The following is a 16894-nucleotide window of genomic DNA, read 5'->3' on the forward strand; positions in this document are numbered from 1 at the left end:
ATCGCACTGTATTCAGAATAGTCCGCTAATTAATTTTGAGCTTCCGACTTATTCAAGACACTTATAGCAGAAACAAATACAAGGGTAATAACACCATAAAGTAGTGAATGGCTCAGAAAGCTTTCCCCTCCTAAAAGTGTATCTAAAATCCCTCTAATACCACTCAAACTTACAGCAAATATAGTTAACAAGGTAACAACAAAACCGACTAAGAGTTTGAGTTTTCCTTTGACCAGCCAACTGCAATATATGCCAACGAAAAGTGCTCCTAAAAATGTAGCCAAAGGAAAAAAGGGATTTCCCTTAGGGCATCCAGAAGCAAAAGCACAAAGAGATGTACTCAAGACAAAAGTACATAAACCTATAGCAGTACCGACAAAAAAGCTAGTCTTGTTAGGATAGAGTTTCAAAAATTCAAACATAATTGCCCCTAATTTCAGGATTTATTGAGAGTACAGGGTGGCGATTTCCCCCCCTCGCTACAGCTTGCTGAGGAGAGGAAGTTTTGGGGCGTTCCTCGATCGGCTTTACAACCAGACTAAGTAAGCGCTCGCCCAACTACACTAACTAATAGGTTAGGTTGCCATCGTTATTATCAATTCCTAGTAATGTGACAGAAGATGGCTGATTTCCACCGCGGCAATTGGCAGACAGTTCGTCTCCCTTTATGCTGATGCCTGTGCAAGTTCGGTTGAACGTACTTTGTTCCTTAAGATTACCTTGCACGAGTTGTCCATTTTGATTATGAACGCCTTTAATAGTAATGGAAGTGCGCTGAGTCGTACCATTTTTTTTGTTACAAGTTGCAGATAATTGAGCGCCATTGATTGAAATGTCCGTGCAACTGGTAGCAAAGGTACTTGCTTTTTGAGCATGGCTTGGCTGCTGAAAGATGGAGAACGATAGTACGATTGAAGCCGATAATCCAGACAATTTAATTAAGTTCATGGTTTTTTTTCTGGTTGGTTTACTATTTTAAGCGTAAGATAACAACCCTAAAAAGTTTCTAGCTTTTAGTTGAGTATGAACTTAGCCAAATAGTCAGCTTGCAACTCAGCGTCTGCGAGGAAAAATCCTAAACTTTTGGCTAGGTCTAGCCCTCAAAAATAGGCTGTTATCGCTTGGAGAAACTCAGGAATCGGACGCATATTTTAGTCATTGCAATAGAGTGTTACCAGTATATAGTTGTATGCGCTCTGGGATACCTAGCCAAAAGTTTAGGTAATCTCCTCAACTAAAGGTTAGTTCAAGCTAGATTTTTTTTTATAGCTTCAAAACTCAACTTTGAGCTAGCTACTTTAGCCAGGGAATTTTCTAAACTAAATTTACGCATAGGCCAGCCATAGCCTAGCTATAAAAAATCCACAAGGAGTAACTTCCATGCCAAGTGAAAGCATCATAAAAAAAGCAACATCTACACCGGAAAACTCAACCTATCGAGAATTGAGCGACTTGGAACTCGAAGCGATCGCAGGTGGTATGCGTACTATCACAATCGAAGGCTCAGTGCCGGACTATCTGAAACCCCGCATATCCACGCAACTGATTAACTACTTGCAGTCCTATTTCGGGAAATGAGCGGCTTGTAACTATAAGCGATCGCGCTTCCGCTGAGTTTAAACACCCAATCAGAAAACATCAATGGAAACCCAGTTTCTTAAATAAACTGGGTTTTTATTTACCTCATATCATATACGTGTGAATCGAGCCTAATTCCTGTAGGGGCGGTTTTTACCAACCATAATCAACTAGAACTAATAATCTTGTAAACCAGATCCTGGATCCATAGCAGGTCTAAATCATTATATAAATCTACAAAAAAGGCGTTGCTTAATCAGCGTATGAAAAAAATCACTTAAAAATCCCGAAGTTTTGTGAATACTGGTTTCTATGACTTGCATATTTAGCCTTTCATACCCTGAATCAGCAACGCCAAAATCTTTCTTTTAAAAGCTTACTACACTGAATATACCTTTTGTCCATTTGGGAAGTTCAATGTAATTGGTGATTGGTAATTGTAGGTGGGGTAGAAGGAAGGGAAACCACACCTACAATTACTATTAACAGTCATTCGATTTTAGATTTTAGATTTTAGATTTTGGATTGACCCCACGGATAAATTCGGGGGCTTGAGGATTTTAGATTTTAGATTTTGGATTGATTCCACGGATAAATCACGTGGCGGGTACCATCAAGAAATTATTGGTCAAAGTCCTAAGTCAAAAGTGCCAAGTCAACAGCTAACAGTCAACAGTTAATTGTTAACTGTTGACTGTTAAACTGAATCCCTGTGCCGAACTCGCTAGAAACTGCCGGAATGGCTGTTCATTCTTTGGATTTAGAACTTTTGGAAAGCTTACCCTCAAAAGGTTGAACTCCACTATTTGGATAGTTGTCATCGCTGGGGCTAAAAATCCGCACCGCTGCTTCCGAAACGTAACGCATTGCGTTTGTCAAAGATTTAGAAAGATTCATAGAATCTGCCTCTCTTGTCTGAGTTCTGATACTTTTAATATTACTCTGATTTTTGGGCTGTGGATGAGTTTAGCAATATTTATTTGAATTACTTATTGGTCTGCAACATAGAAGCAAGCTGAAGGTTTGAGAAATAACGAATTTTTGGACGATCGACCTTTTGCTGGTAGATTTTTCCTTACTCAAGTCAAGCAGTCGCGATCGCCCCTCCCGACGCTCAGAAACCGGGTTGTCTAACTCTATTCAAAGGCTGCAACGAAATATTTTCGCAAAAAACCCGGAACGCTTGAGTGTTTGTGCTTAATTCCTGAGTTTGTTAAATTCAGTATTTATATTGCTTTTACCATAATATTAATCGAAAAATTAACCTAAATCCGCTATTAAAGGGCATAATAAGCGAATTTTGCCGACAAATATCTGCAATCTTCATCAAATATTTACAAAAAGATATGGTATTTGTCACTATAATTAAAAAAAAGAAGTTTGTTCGGGGTTTTTCTTATGGAAACTGCGACAGAAAGCCTGCAGCTCACAGGTTTTGAAGAAATCTTAGAAGACCGGGAACTAACGGTTTCTTCAGCAGATTACAGCCTTTTGACCGATCTCTACCAGCTAACGATGGCCGCTTGTTACGTCGGGGAAGGGATCGACGGGCGGGCCGCGAGTTTTGAATTATTCGCGCGCAGGCTGCCAGAGGGTTTTGGCTACGCGATCGCGATGGGTTTGGCTCAAGTTATCGATTATTTGGAAAAATTTCGGTTTTCGCCGGCGCAAATTGAGGCTTTGCAGTCCACTGGGATTTTTGCCGACGCCCCGGAGCGATTTTGGACTTTACTCGCCACAGCCCGTTTTACTGGCGATGTTTGGGCGGTGCCGGAGGGGACGGCGGTGTTTGCTAACGAGCCTCTGCTGCGAATTGAGGCTCCTCTGTGGCAGGCTCAGTTAGTGGAAACTTATTTATTGAATGCCATAAATTATCAAACTTTGATTGCGACGCGGGCAGCGCGGCTGCGGGATGTGGCGGGCCCGGAGGCTAAGTTGCTGGAATTCGGGACGCGCAGGGCTTTTGGGCCTCAAGCTGCTGTTTGGGCGGCTAGGGCTGCCCTGGCTGCGGGATTCGACGGAACTTCTAATGTTTTGGCTGCTTTGAAGTTGGGCCGCAAGCCTGTCGGTACGATCGCCCATGCTTTGGTAATGGCTGTGGCTGCCCTCGAAGGTAGCGAGAATCAGGCGTTTGCAGCTTTTCACCGCTATTTTCCGGGGGCGCCGCTGCTGATCGATACTTATGATACTGTGGCGGCGGCGCGGATGTTAGCCGATCGAGTAAACAGCGGTGAAATGCAGTTGGAAGGCGTGCGGCTGGATTCGGGCGATTTGGCGGTGCTGTCTCGGGAAGTTCGATCGATCCTTCCGGGCGTTCCAATTTTTGCTAGCGGCGATTTGGACGATCGAGAAATTGCTAAATTAAAAAGTAGCGGTGCTTGCCTTGACGGTTACGGTTTGGGAACCAAGTTAGTCAGCGGTTCCCCTGTCAACGGTGTTTATAAATTGGTGGAAATTGACGGAATTCCGGTGATGAAAGAGGCCAGCGGCAAGGTAACATATCCAGGAAGAAAGCAAATTTTTAGACATATTGAAAATGGGCAAATTCTCGGAGATTATTTGGGATTGTCGGGAGAAACTATTCACAATTGTGATTCTTACTTACCATTAATGGAGTTGGTTGTCAAGGATGGCAAACGAGTCCAGAAACAGGAAAGTTTGGAGGAGATCGCCAAACGCACTGCTGCTTCTGTCGCCAGTCTTCGACCCGAAACTCGCCAACTTGACAACCCGATTTCGCCGTCAGTGGAAATTTCTACAGATTTGCAGAGTCTTACTCAAAAAACGAAAAAGAGTCAGTAGTCAGTAGTCAGTAGTCAGTAGTCATTAGTCATTAGTCATTAGTCATAAATCAACAATTAACAATCAACAATCAACAGTCAACAGTCAACAGTCAACAGTCAACAATTACCGATTCCCTATGCAGAAGATTGCTCTTTTTGGAACCAGTGCCGATCCACCCACAGCAGGACACAAAACAATTCTGAGTTGGCTTTCGCAACATTTTGATTGGGTAGCAGTTTGGGCGTCGGACAATCCTTTTAAGTCGCACCAAACTTCTCTAGAACACCGATCGGCAATGCTGCTGTTAATCATTCAAGAAATTAATTCGCCCAGACACAATCTTTGCTTGCATCCAGAACTCAGCAGTCCGAGGACTGTGGAAACTGTGGAACAAGCAAGATTGCTGTGGCCGGATGCAGATTTGACGCTGGTAATCGGTTCTGACTTGGTGGGGCAACTGTCTCGCTGGTACAAATTTGAACAATTGTTAAAACAAGTGAATCTGCTGATAGTACCGCGACCCGGTTATCCATCAGAGCAATTAGATTTGTGGCAGTTGAGGCGCATGGGTGCAGACGTGGCGATCGCATCTTTGAGTGCTCCCAATGTTTCTTCTACTTCCTATCGGGAAAAAGGAGACAGGGAAGCTCTGACTCCGACCATCGAAGATTACATCCATAGGGAGCATTTGTACGCATGGCACGAGGCACAAAAAAGAGCGAGGGTTGCTCATTAGCTGACTTTAAAGTAGGAGTAGATAATGTTATTTTTTCCGTCGATACCGTGCAGAACCGCTTGTTGGTGCTGTTGGTAATGCGGCAAGACGAACCGTTTATCGATTCTTGGAGTCTTCCCGGTACTTTGGTGCGACACGGAGAATCCCTTGAAAATGCGGCTTACCGGATTTTGTCTGAGAAAATTCGGGTAAAAAATTTGTATCTGGAGCAGTTGTATACTTTTGGAGAACCGGGGCGCGATCCTCGGGAAATTACCAGGGGCGATCGTTATCTTTCGGTTAGTTATTTTGCTTTGGTACGCTTTGAGGAAGCTGAGTTAATTGCTGGGAGTGTAGTGGCGGGTGTGGGCCACCGCGTCGGCGGCATTGCTTGGTATCCCGTGCAACAAGTTCCACAGCTTGCCTTCGATCACAATCAAATTCTCGAATACGGATATCGGCGACTGCGTAACAAACTTGAATACAGCCCGGTAGCTTTTGAAGTTTTGCCGGAACTTTTTACTTTGAGCGATTTGTATCAACTTTATACAACTATTTTGGGGGAAAATTTTTCTGATTATTCTAATTTTAGAGCTCGATTGTTGAAATTGGGTTTTTTGTGCGATACCGGTGTTAAGGTTTCGCGCGGGGCGGGCCGCCCTGCTAGTTTGTACCGCTTTGATGCGGCCGCTTTTGCTCCTTTCAAAAATAAGCCACTGGTGTTTATTTAGCTGTTCCTTAGATGACATTGTGGGATCAATTTAGTAACATTAGAATAGAAGCTATTAAGGAGTGCAGACGATGAAAGACCCTGATGAATGCGCTAATATTCACGAAGTTCGCGAGGAAATTGATATTATCGATCGAGAAGTGATCGAGGCTTTGAGCAAGAGATTTCAATACGTCATCGCGGCAGCAAGGTTCAAAACGAGTGAAGCTAGTGTTCGATCGTTCGATCGCTTTCACGATATGTTACAGCAGCGGCGCGAGTGGGCTCAAGAATCGGGTTTGAATCCTGATGTGGTTGAAAATATTTACCGGGATTTGGTAAATTATTATATTGAGGAAGAGTTGAAACATTACAAATCTGAGTAATTTTTCGCTACATTCAAATCTAGGACTATAGGAAAGTGAGTCCGCGCGAGCGGACTGTTAGCAATATTTATTAAGTGATTTGGTGAGATGAAAATTGCGATCGCACAACTCAACCCTACTATTGGTGATATCTTGGGCAACTCCAACCTAATTCTGGAGGCGGCGAAACAAGCTGAGGTTGAGGGCGCAAACTTATTGCTAACACCCGAACTTTCCCTGATCGGTTATCCGCCGCGCGATTTGTTAATTAATCCGAGTTTCATTGCAGATGCAGGTGCACAGTTGCAGCAACTGGCGCAAGCTTTGCCGCCGGAGTTGGCAGTCATAGTAGGCACTGCCTTACCTAATGCTACTGCTGTTAAACTCGGCGGAAAATCATTGTTTAATAGTGCTGTTTTGTTGCAAAATGGCGCCGTCAAAACAGTTTTTCATAAACGCTTGTTGCCTACTTATGATGTATTTGATGAAGATAGATATTTTGAACCGGGAGAAAACAGCAATTACTTTTCTATTGGCGAAGTCAAAATCGGCGTGACAATTTGTGAAGATTTGTGGAACAATGAGGAGTTTTGGGGTAAACGCAGTTACGCGGGCGATCCTGTTTCCGATCTGGCAAAATTGGGTGTAGATTTAGTGGTGAATTTGTCGGCATCGCCTTATTCTGCGGGGAAGCGGGGAGTGCGATCGGCGATGTTGCAGCACAGCGTCATCCGCTGCGGGATACCGATTATTTACGCTAATCAGGTAGGGGGAAATGACGATATTATTTTTGACGGCAGCAGTTTTGCTGTGAATCGAAAGGGTGATTTGATTCAGGTATTAGCTTCTTTTGAAACGGATTTTGCGGTGCTGGAATATGACGCCGCTAAACAAGATTTAGTTGGCAGCGGCGGGATGGGGCAAGATGCCCGATCCACAACAGATTTAAGTTTTCATCCGGCAGAAGGAGATGCAGAAATTTGGGCTGCTTTGGTTTTGGGAGTACGAGATTATGTCCGCAAGTGCGGTTTTTCTAAGGTTGTACTCGGTTTGAGTGGCGGGATAGATTCGGCTTTGGTGGCGGCGATCGCCAGTTGCGCGATCGGGCCCGAAAATGTTCTAGGGGTGCTGATGCCTTCTCCTTATAGTTCAGATCATTCGGTTAATGATGCTTTGGAATTAGCCCGAAATCTGGGCATCGCGATCGAACTATTGCCGATCGGCGATTTGATGAAAACTTACGATCGCACTCTCGCCAATTTGTTTGTCAATACAACTTTCGGGATTGCTGAGGAAAATATTCAATCGCGGATTCGAGGCAATCTGTTGATGGCAATTTCTAATAAGTTCGGACATTTGCTGCTTTCGACTGGGAATAAGTCGGAAATGGCTGTGGGTTACTGCACTCTCTACGGCGATATGAATGGGGGATTGGCGGTGATTGCCGATGTGCCGAAAACTCGCGTTTATTCGCTTTGTCGATGGCTGAATTCTGGGAGTGAGAAGATTAAAAATCAGGCTGACTTGGGAAAGGAAATTATTCCGGTTAATATTATTACTAAGCCGCCGAGTGCTGAACTGAAACCGGGACAAGTTGACCAAGATTCTTTGCCGGATTACGATGTTTTGGATGACATCTTGCAGCGGTTGATCGAACATCACGAATCGGTTCAACAAATTGTGGCTGCAGGACACGATGAAGCGGTGGTTAAACGTGTAGTAAAATTAGTGAGGCAAGCGGAGTTTAAACGGCGGCAAGCAGCCCCTGGTTTGAAAATTAGCGATCGAGCTTTTGGTACCGGTTGGCGGATGCCGATCGCCAAATCTTCCTTCTATTAAACGCATCATTAAACGCAAAATGGTTAACATCGACGGTAGTTTCGGCTTCGATTTTCTCCTGGGAACTCTCAGCAACGATACGATTAGAGGATTTGCGGGTAATGATACTGTTCAAGGTTTGGGGGGAAATGACCGAATTTTTGGCGATCGGGAAAATGATTTGTTAGCAGGAAATGAAGGCGCTGATACGCTGTCTGGCGGTCAGGGAAGCGATACAATCTATGGAGGACAAGACTCCGATTGGATGTTTGGCGATCGGGGTCACGATTTGCTAATAGGTGGCGAAGGCGGGGATATCTTGACAGGAGGCGCGGGGGAGGATTTATTTGTGATTGAAAGAACCTCTGCCGCATCTACTATTACTGAAGCCGATATAATTACAGATTTTGGCAACGGCAATGATAAAATTGTCTTGACAGAAGGCATCAACTTTAGCGATTTAGAGCTTTCTGTTTCCGACAACCAAACTATTATGAAAGACAAAAACTCTGGTAATTACTTAGGAGTTGTTTTGGGAAATTCTAATCTGACTGAATCCAACTTTATGTCGCTGTTTGGCGGGATAGATAGGGGTCAGCTTTTGCCAATTTCGGTTAACACGATTATAGCCGATCGCGCGATCGGACTGGAAGTGGCGCAAACTCCCCAAGAACAAGCGACAGGTTTAATGTTTCGCACAGAATTGCCAGATGACAGGGGAATGCTTTTTCCCATCGAACCCGCGCGAAACGTGCGTTTTTGGATGAAAAACGTGTTTATTGAACTCGATATGGTTTTTCTGCGGGAAGGCGTAGTGCAGGCGATAATTCCTAACGTACCGCCGTGTTTGACCGAAACCTGCCCCAACTACGGCCCGGATGTTCCTGTTGACGGAGTGATCGAACTAAGAGGCGGAAGGGCGGCTCAATTGGGACTCAAAGTTGGCGATCGGATTCCCAATTTACCCTAAAAGGTATATGATTTTATCGCAGCATTCAACATTTTTGCATCCAATGAATCCTATGAATCCTATTGAATTAAAAATAATCCCCCATCAAACTCAAGACGGTTTAGCTTACCAACATTTGCGCTTGCGAATTACAACTCAAGACGGTATCATCACACCCGATGATTTACAAGGTTTGAAACTTCCTCAAGACGTTCAATTAAGCCAAGGAATTGTTATTGAAGGTAGAGGAGCAATTTGGCTGTACGGGTATTTAGTACATGAATGTCATCCTGCGGCTTGGGTGGGATGTTACGATCCGCGATTAGAAGGTGCCGTGGTAGTAGCGACGCACAAGCACGAGGTATCAGTTGGACAGGTATTAAAATTGAGTTTACCGAGCGATTAAGGCTCTCCGTAGCGGGTGTAGCGGCTTTGGTTTTGAATGCCAATCTGACTCTTACTCCGGCTCAAGTTGAGTATATCTTGACGACAATAGCCAAACCAAATGGGATAATAGCCTAGAAAGAATAGGCAGCCACTATTCAGCAATATTAGTCGATCGCCATACACCCGCGCGAATCTGTTTTGTCCGAACCTCCGCGCGGATGGGATGTGGATGCAATCCAGCAATGGATGGCAAATATGGATTGACTTCGCAGTTAGAAGTTTGGCAGAAAGTCGGCGGTTATAGTTGTCGAACTTGTGAAGGTCAAATTCAAAATTTTAGCAAGCAAGTAGGATAAAACATGAGCTCGCAAGTAATCCCTATACCAGGCTAGTATCCAACAGTTGCTGCATGAAGTGGGCAAAGTTATATTGACAGCGATAAAAGCATAACTAGGTACTGTCTTTTTGCTGGCGCGCAGACATGACAAGCGTGGAGAGTTACAAAATTTAACCTGTTTTCTACTTTCGCCAATTGCCGCAAGTAACAGTTAATACCCCATATTCCAGGTTCATGAACTAGAGTAGCAGCTATATTGTGTGGTGTTAATCTGAAGGGTGCGGATCTGCGAGATTTTGGATAAAACTTGCAGAGTGTTGATGGCGACGCACCTTACTTGCTTGCTTGACTTTTCAAAGCTTTTTACCTAGGCCTGTTTCTCACAAATCATTTAGGATTGCTATAAATTGAGAGGGTTTTAATAATATTGAGGAATTGCTGCAAAATGGTGGACGAATGATTATGCCGCCAAACAGCAGTTAATTGAGTGGTTGTCGTTTGTTCCTGAATCTGACGATAGACCACTCCTTCGCGTTGAAGATTCTGTACGTGAGATGGCAGAATGCTGATACCTGTTTCCCCTGCGACTAATCCCAAAATTGTGACCATAAAGACGGCTGTTTGAGCAACTTTAGGAACAAACCCTGCTTGCGAACATACATGGTAAATTTCCTCAGATAAGCCAGCCACAATCTGATGAAGGGGCATTACAAATTCTTGATCCTTTAGGTCGGAAAGCGAAATTTTGGATTGGGCTGTAAGCGGATGGTTTTTGGGTAAAACGACGACAAGTGGTTCTTGCGTGAGAGACATCGTTTCTAAATCATTGGCTTCAGAAATATCGTGGTAGAGATAGAGAAAAATGATATCAGTCTGGCGATCGCGCAACCTCTGAATTAGGAAAGCACTATGTTCTTCCTGCAAAATCAGTTTTACCTCTGGATATCGCTGTCGAAAAGTTCGCAGCATCTCTGGAAAGACACCATTCGCGATCGAACTGGGAAAACCCACCGTCAAATAACCCAATTCACCCTGATGAATGCGCTGGGTTTTATGTACCGCTTGTTCTAACTGTACCAAAGTTGCGCGAGCTTCTTCTAAAAACGCCTGTCCTGCTGGGGTTAGCTGAATCGGGTGACTTTTGCGATCGAATAGCTTCACACCCAGTTCAGCCTCTAAATCTTTAATTTGTTGACTTAGGGGCGGTTGGGCAATGTGCAATCGCTTTGCCGCGCGACTAAAGCTCAGTTCGTCTGCCACTGCAATGAAGTAACGAAGATGGCGAAGTTCCATAGGTTATACGATTTTAGATTTGAGAATTGAATGATTGGGAATGAATGATTACTATCATGGTTTGGAGCACGGGCCTACAGTTATATTCTCTTTTGTAACGGGGATTAAATACTATATTTTTTAAGTATATTGTTATATATAAAAAAGTATTTGACATATAGCTATAACTTCTTTATTTTGAAAGTAATAGTTATAAATTTCGGCACAAAATACCTATTTAAGTATTGCTTAATGAGGATTATTCATGATTTCGCAAGTAATTCGACGAGTTGCAGTTGTGGGAGGAACCCACGGAAACGAGTTGACTGGGGTTTATCTGATTAAGAAGTTTCAACAATTCCCAGACTTACTGAAACGATCGAGCTTTGAGGTGGTTACTCTATTAGCTAATCCTCAAGCGGTAAAGTGCAATCGGCGTTATGTCGATCGCGATTTGAACCGTTGCTTTGCCGAGGAAGATTTGTCTAACCCAGATTTGATGGGTTACGAGAACAGACGTGCTAAGGAAATCTCCGCCCAACTATGTCCGAAAGACGAACATGGGGCTGATGTGATCGTTGACCTTCACAGCACAACGGCCAACATGGGGCTGACAATTTTACCATCTAGCAAACATCCATTCAATTTGCAATTATTAGCTTATTTGAGTGAGATCGAGCCCTCACTGCGAGTTTGTTTCGGAGAGTATTCTGGTGAGGATGCCCCAATGCTTCGATCGCTCTCTGCTTTCGGTGGCACCATAGAAGTTGGGCCCATCGCCCAGGGAGTCATTAACGCCCGTCAGCTTCAGCAAACCGAAATGCTAGTTCACGCCATTCTGGATTATCTCGATGCACAAAATCGGGGAAAGCCGCTTCATACACCATCACATTTAACTGTATATCAGGCGATCGGCTCAGTAGACTATCCCAGAAATTCAGTAGGTGAACTGCAAGCTGCGATCCATCCCCAACTTCAGTTCAAAGACTATGAACCTTTACATCCCGGTGAACCCATGTTTCTCACATTTACGGGAGAATCGCTCCCCTATCAAGGAGAATCTACTGTTTTCCCTGTATTCATTAACGAAGCTGCCTATTACGAAAAACACATAGCGATGGTTTTGACGGAAAAACAACAGCTTCAGCTTGAAACGGCATAACTTGCCGAAAAATATGACTTTTATGAAATTAGGGTTATGACTTTTATGAACTCAAGCAATGAATTTATGAATTGACTCATCATCTCGCCGATGGAAGAATGTTAATTAATTTAAAATCAAGCATTGTCTCCCCTAAACACAAGTGAATCTCAAATTATCAGGAGTGAATTTATGGAAAGTACGCTCGGTATACTTGCCATCGATCGCGAACAGCAGCTAACAGCAGCATTAACAACCTTTGGTAATAGTGGTCAGCTTAACTTTTTCACTGCATCGAGTCAATTTAACGGTAGCGTCCCTAGCAACGGCTTTGACACTGATAATTTGACAGCGAGCGCCATCAGGGAACAAGAACAAATAGCAGATTTTATAGTATCCCAAAAAAGCGAGCTGCTCCGTTACTCAGCCAACGATCGAGCCGCTAGCGGTACATCTGCTGCTCAACCAAAATCGAACTCAGATGCGATCGCTGTCGGCACAGATCCCCTAACAGGAACGAGAACGGCTAATCAGTTGAATTTATCAGATCCAGGCAACTCCTTAGCAACTGCACGCAATATTGGTGTTGCTGATAACAATCGCTTCACCTTCAATGATTTTGTGGGAGTTGACGATAACGATGATTATTACCGCTTTACTATTAACAAAAATAGCGATTTAAGCTTGCGTATCGATGTTTTGAATGGGGCAGGAATCGAGTTGATTCAAGATAAGAATCGCAACGGTGAGGCTGATTATGATGAACTTCTTGGCAGCGATTATGCCTCAGCAGGTGCATCCGGCGAGATAATTTTTTTCAACCTGACTCCTGGAGATTACTATGTCGCAGTTTATAGTTACTTTGACTATAAGAATTACAACCTGAATCTGGCTGCAACGCCTGGTACTGGTTTTAGCAGCAATTACGGATACGGTTTAGTGGATGCAAATGCAGCAGTAGCCGGCACTTTTAACAGTCCCGTTAATTTCCCTGAAGTTCCTAATTTGGGCGGGAATGATTGGGCAAGAGACATGGTAAACGCGCCGGAAGTTTGGCAGGGGGGAATTACCGGAAATGGGATTGTTGTAGCTGTCGTCGATAGCGGTGTTGACTACACCCATCCCGATTTAGATGCCAATATTTGGCAGAATGCGGGTGAGATTCCCAATAACGGAATTGACGACGATCGCAACGGATATATTGATGATATTCGGGGTTGGGATTTTGTGTGGAACGACAACAACCCAATGGATTGGGACGGTCATGGGACTCACGTAGCAGGCGCGATCGCGGCCGAACGAAATGATTTTGGCATCACTGGAGTTGCCTACAATGCAAAGATTATGCCTGTAAGAGTTTTGCCGGCATTTGGCTATGGGAACTTCAATAATTTTGCTGCTGGAATTCGCTATGCTGCTGATAATGGAGCTAATGTAATTAACTTTAGTATTGGTGGCTGGTCGCCTAGCATGGAGGTTAATGAGGCAATTCAGTACGCAACTAACAAAGGAATTGTTGTCGTCATGGCAGCAGGAAATGATGGTTTTAGCGAACCAGCTTATCCAGCTAGAGATGCCGATAGCTTCGGAATTGCCGTAGGAGGAATTGATATAAATGGCAGAATGGATGAATTCTCTAACCGTGCAGGTTCCCGACCTTTGGATTACCTAATTGCACCGGGAGTAGATATCTTTTCTACAACTCCCTATAACACCTACGAAACTTACAGCGGCACATCGATGGCAGCCCCTCACGTGGCGGGTGTAGCGGCTTTAGTTTTGAATGCAAATCCGAATCTAACTCCGGCTCAAGTTGAGCAAATTTTGACTGCAACAGCCAACCAAAATGAGATAATAGCCTAGAAAAAATAGGCAGCAACTATTCAGAAACATTAGTCGATCGCCCTACAACCGCGCGAATCTGTTTTGTCAGAAGCTTCGGGCGATCGAACACTCGTCTATTTACCAAATTTGCAATTTTAGTGTGAGGACTTATGACTATTAATCGCGTCTCAGTTGACTCAGCAGGCAATCAGGCGATCGGCGACTCCGAGATCCCCTCCATCTCTGCCGATGGGCGGTTTGTGACGTTTTTATCTAACGCCACCAACCTCGTGCCGGGGGACACTAACAATAGCAAGGACATCTTCGTGCGCGACTTGTTAACGAATATCATCACCCGCGTCTCAGTTAACTCAGCAGGCAATCAGGGGAACGCCTTGTCCGTACTCCCCTCCATTTCCGGTAACGGGCGGTTTGTGGCGTTTGCATCGAATGCTTCCAACCTCGTGCCGGGGGACACTAACGGTAGAGCCGACATCTTCGTCCGCGACTTGTTAACGAATATCACTACCCGCGTCTCTGTTGACTCAGCAGGCAATCAGGGGAACGGCATTTCCTATTCCTTGTTGACCTCCATCTCCGCCGACGGGCGGTTTGTGACGTTTGCATCGGATGCCACCAACCTTGTGGCGGGAGACACTAACGGTACCCGTGATATCTTCGTGCGTGACTTGTTAACAAACACTACCACCCGCGTCTCTGTAGATTCAGCAGGCAATCAGGGGAACGGCATTTCCGAGTTCCCCTCCATCTCCGCCGACGGGCGGTTTGTGGGGTTTGCATCTAATGCCTCCAACCTCGTGCCGGGAGACACTAACAATAGTCGCGATACCTTCGTCCGCGACTTGTTAACGAATACCACTACCCGCGTCTCTGTAGATTCAGCAGGCATTCAGGGAAACGACTCCTCCGGCATTCCCTCCATCTCCGCCGACGGGCGGTTTGTGACGTTTGCATCGGATGCCACCAACCTCGTGCCGGGGGACATTAACAATCGCGGCGACATCTTCGTGCGCGACTTGTTAACCAATACCACTACCTGCGTCTCAGTTGACTCAGCAGGCAATCCGGGGAACGACTCCTCCCTCTATAGCTCGATCTCCTCCGACTATAGCTCGATCTCCGCCGACGGACGGTTTGTGGTGTTTGAATCTGATGCCTCCAACCTCGTGCGGGGGGACACTAACAATAGCACTGACATCTTCGTGCGCGACTTGTCAACCAATACCACCACTCGCGTCTCTGTTTCAGGGGCGGGCAATCAGGGGAACGGCGAATCCTACAGCCCCTCCATCTCCGCCAACGGGCAGAAAGTGGCGTTTTCATCTAAGGCCTCCAACCTCGTGCCGGGAGATACCAACAATGGCTCAGACCTCTTTATTGTTGACTTAACCAACACTCCAGGCGTCATCAATACTTCTAGTAACAACATCAACGGCACAAACGGCAACGACAACCTGATAGGCACTCCCAGCAGCGATAATATCAACGGTTTTGACGGCGATGACACGCTCACCGGCAGACAAGGCAACGATATCCTTGTCGGGGGCGGCGGCAGCGACAACCTGTTTGGTGGCAAAGGTTTTGACACCCTCAACGGCGGTTTGGGAAACGATATTCTAGTCGGCGGCGCGGGCAACGATGTATTTGTTTTAGGTGCGGGGTTGGGAGTTGATACAATCTCTGATTTCGGCAACGCTCAAGATACCATTCAATTAATCAACGGCTTGACTTTCGGACAACTATCAATTTCCGCTGGAACTAACGGCACATTAATTGGATTAGCTAGCAGCGGTGAAATTTTAGCTGCTTTGACAGGTGTTGCTCCCAATCTCATCGGCTCTGAAGATTTCGTCTCTGTTTAAATATCTGTAGATTCTCAATTGCCTGCTGTAGAAACACAGCAATGCTTTGTCCTTTCACCGAATATCTCACCTTTACTCAAAGAACACGATCGGGAATTACGCACTCCGACAGAGAAACCGGGTTCTTTTGCGAATCTGCGGGTCACAACCCAGTATTTTCGTAAAAAACCCGGTTTCTGAACCCCCATGCACAAGCCCTAGCAAAAAATGGTTTGACGCGCAATATACTGTTGTTAGCTTTTAGTTATTAATTATGGTAAATTACAGAACTGTATTGTTGTTCAATAGTCTAACTTTAGTGCTAGTTGGGATAGTGACGGCTTGTCTGAATTTATTCGGTTCTTCGGTAAAAGGGTTATTTTTGCCGCCTTGCTCTGCCACGTATCCGGGTGCAGGTTTCTTTTTCTTGGCGTTTCAAATGTTATTTTATTTATCGGTAATGGTGTGCGCTTTTACCTTTGGATTGCTGAGAATTATTCAACCAGACCGCCCAGAAAATCGATTTATTTTATATTCGGCACTGTTTGCCGGTTGCTTTCTGTTCAATGAAGTTTTTCGCACCCATGTTCATCTGGGACGTGCGGGTTTTCCGAAAGTGACAATTGTCATATTTTACGCCGTGCTGGCAATTGCATACGGATTAACTTTTCGGAGGCATATTCCCTCGACTCCCTATGCTTTACTGCTGAGTGGCGTAGGTTTGTTATTTGTTGCCTTTTTTGCAGAAGCGCTGCCCTTAAAAAACGAGATTGTTTCGAGCTTGGTCGAGGGAATTCCGAAGCTGTTGAGCGGGATTAATATTGCACTTTATTTTTGGTTTGTGTGTCAGGGTTTGATAGTGCGATCGCTCAATTTTTCTAACACGGAATCAAATCCCGAATGGAAGTAAGATGAAGATTTGCTGTTGGTGGGGGCGGGTTTTGGAGATTGTCAATTATGGGCAAATATTGTTTGTAAAACCCGCCCCTACATGATTTTATAATCGGTTAAAACTGAGAGATTGCACCATTGTCAATTAGCTTGTTCTGAACAGGCAAGATGCCTGCTCCACAACATACAGCAGATTCCAGGTTTATGAAGTACAGTAACAGCAGCTTGTAAACCAGTTTTTAAAGTGCTTAGGATTGACCAA

16 protein-coding genes are annotated in these 16894 nt (G+C 44.8%); 12 read left to right on the forward strand and 4 right to left on the reverse strand.

Annotated features, from left to right (window positions below):
- Positions 1 to 29 precede the first annotated feature (29 nt).
- Both QUA07_RS21920 and QUA07_RS21925 read right to left on the reverse strand, forming a co-directional pair.
- Entirely contained in the window at positions 30 to 422 is a 393-nt protein-coding gene (locus tag QUA07_RS21920; protein ID WP_333329169.1) for a hypothetical protein, read from the reverse strand.
- Between the two features lie 145 nt (positions 423 to 567).
- Positions 568 to 948: a CVNH domain-containing protein gene (locus QUA07_RS21925; RefSeq protein ID WP_333329172.1), complete on the reverse strand. Its 381-nt coding sequence runs from the start codon at positions 946 to 948 to the stop codon at positions 568 to 570.
- A 432-nt stretch (positions 949 to 1380) separates the two neighbouring features.
- Between QUA07_RS21925 and QUA07_RS21930 the strand changes: the two genes are divergently transcribed.
- On the forward strand, positions 1381 to 1578 hold the full coding sequence (locus QUA07_RS21930) for a hypothetical protein (protein WP_333329175.1): 198 nt from the start codon (positions 1381 to 1383) through the stop codon (positions 1576 to 1578).
- Between the two features lie 747 nt (positions 1579 to 2325).
- Here QUA07_RS21930 and QUA07_RS21935 read toward each other — a convergent pair.
- A complete protein-coding gene (locus tag QUA07_RS21935) occupies positions 2326 to 2475 on the reverse strand; it encodes an isochorismate synthase (RefSeq protein ID WP_333083725.1) in 150 nt (49 codons plus the stop codon).
- Between the two features lie 501 nt (positions 2476 to 2976).
- On the opposite strand from QUA07_RS21935, the gene QUA07_RS21940 reads away from it, so the two are divergent.
- The 7 genes from QUA07_RS21940 to crn3 all read left to right on the forward strand — a co-directional run bounded on the left by QUA07_RS21940 (position 2977) and on the right by crn3 (position 9324).
- On the forward strand, positions 2977 to 4380 hold the full coding sequence (locus QUA07_RS21940) for a nicotinate phosphoribosyltransferase (protein WP_333329177.1): 1404 nt from the start codon (positions 2977 to 2979) through the stop codon (positions 4378 to 4380).
- 118 nt (positions 4381 to 4498) lie between these two features.
- Complete coding sequence (locus QUA07_RS21945; RefSeq protein ID WP_333329180.1) at positions 4499 to 5098, forward strand: nicotinate-nucleotide adenylyltransferase; 600 nt, start codon at positions 4499 to 4501, stop codon at positions 5096 to 5098.
- Positions 5059 to 5808: an NrtR DNA-binding winged helix domain-containing protein gene (locus tag QUA07_RS21950; protein WP_333083729.1), complete on the forward strand. Its 750-nt coding sequence runs from the start codon at positions 5059 to 5061 to the stop codon at positions 5806 to 5808. Before QUA07_RS21945 ends, QUA07_RS21950 begins: the two co-directional genes overlap by 40 nt.
- A gap of 70 nt (positions 5809 to 5878) precedes the next feature.
- A complete protein-coding gene (locus QUA07_RS21955) occupies positions 5879 to 6172 on the forward strand; it encodes an isochorismate lyase (RefSeq protein ID WP_333083730.1) in 294 nt (97 codons plus the stop codon).
- 87 nt (positions 6173 to 6259) lie between these two features.
- A complete protein-coding gene (locus QUA07_RS21960) occupies positions 6260 to 7990 on the forward strand; it encodes an NAD+ synthase (RefSeq protein ID WP_333329183.1) in 1731 nt (576 codons plus the stop codon).
- A 19-nt stretch (positions 7991 to 8009) separates the two neighbouring features.
- Complete coding sequence (locus QUA07_RS21965) at positions 8010 to 8939, forward strand: DUF192 domain-containing protein (protein WP_333329186.1); 930 nt, start codon at positions 8010 to 8012, stop codon at positions 8937 to 8939.
- Positions 8940 to 8991: 52 nt separating this feature from the next.
- Positions 8992 to 9324: a CRISPR-associated ring nuclease Crn3/Csx3 gene (gene crn3, locus QUA07_RS21970; RefSeq protein ID WP_333083735.1), complete on the forward strand. Its 333-nt coding sequence runs from the start codon at positions 8992 to 8994 to the stop codon at positions 9322 to 9324.
- A gap of 705 nt (positions 9325 to 10029) precedes the next feature.
- Here crn3 and QUA07_RS21975 read toward each other — a convergent pair.
- Positions 10030 to 10935: a LysR substrate-binding domain-containing protein gene (locus QUA07_RS21975; protein ID WP_333329189.1), complete on the reverse strand. Its 906-nt coding sequence runs from the start codon at positions 10933 to 10935 to the stop codon at positions 10030 to 10032.
- A gap of 244 nt (positions 10936 to 11179) precedes the next feature.
- Between QUA07_RS21975 and QUA07_RS21980 the strand changes: the two genes are divergently transcribed.
- The 4 genes from QUA07_RS21980 (at position 11180) to QUA07_RS21995 (ending at position 16651) form a co-directional block, all read left to right on the forward strand.
- The gene (locus QUA07_RS21980; RefSeq protein ID WP_333329192.1) at positions 11180 to 12076 is read left to right on the forward strand and encodes an aspartoacylase; all 897 of its coding nucleotides are present in this window, start codon (positions 11180 to 11182) and stop codon (positions 12074 to 12076) included.
- A 171-nt stretch (positions 12077 to 12247) separates the two neighbouring features.
- Positions 12248 to 13918, forward strand: coding sequence for a S8 family peptidase (locus QUA07_RS21985; protein WP_333329195.1), 1671 nt, complete (start codon positions 12248 to 12250; stop codon positions 13916 to 13918).
- A gap of 131 nt (positions 13919 to 14049) precedes the next feature.
- Entirely contained in the window at positions 14050 to 15762 is a 1713-nt protein-coding gene (locus QUA07_RS21990) for a calcium-binding protein (protein ID WP_333329197.1), read from the forward strand.
- 253 nt (positions 15763 to 16015) lie between these two features.
- The gene (locus QUA07_RS21995) at positions 16016 to 16651 is read left to right on the forward strand and encodes a hypothetical protein (RefSeq protein WP_333329200.1); all 636 of its coding nucleotides are present in this window, start codon (positions 16016 to 16018) and stop codon (positions 16649 to 16651) included.
- Positions 16652 to 16894 lie beyond the last annotated feature (243 nt).

It is taken from the genome of Microcoleus sp. T3_A4 (assembly GCF_036700465.1).
In the GTDB taxonomy this organism is placed as follows: Bacteria; Cyanobacteriota; Cyanobacteriia; order Cyanobacteriales; family Microcoleaceae; genus Microcoleus.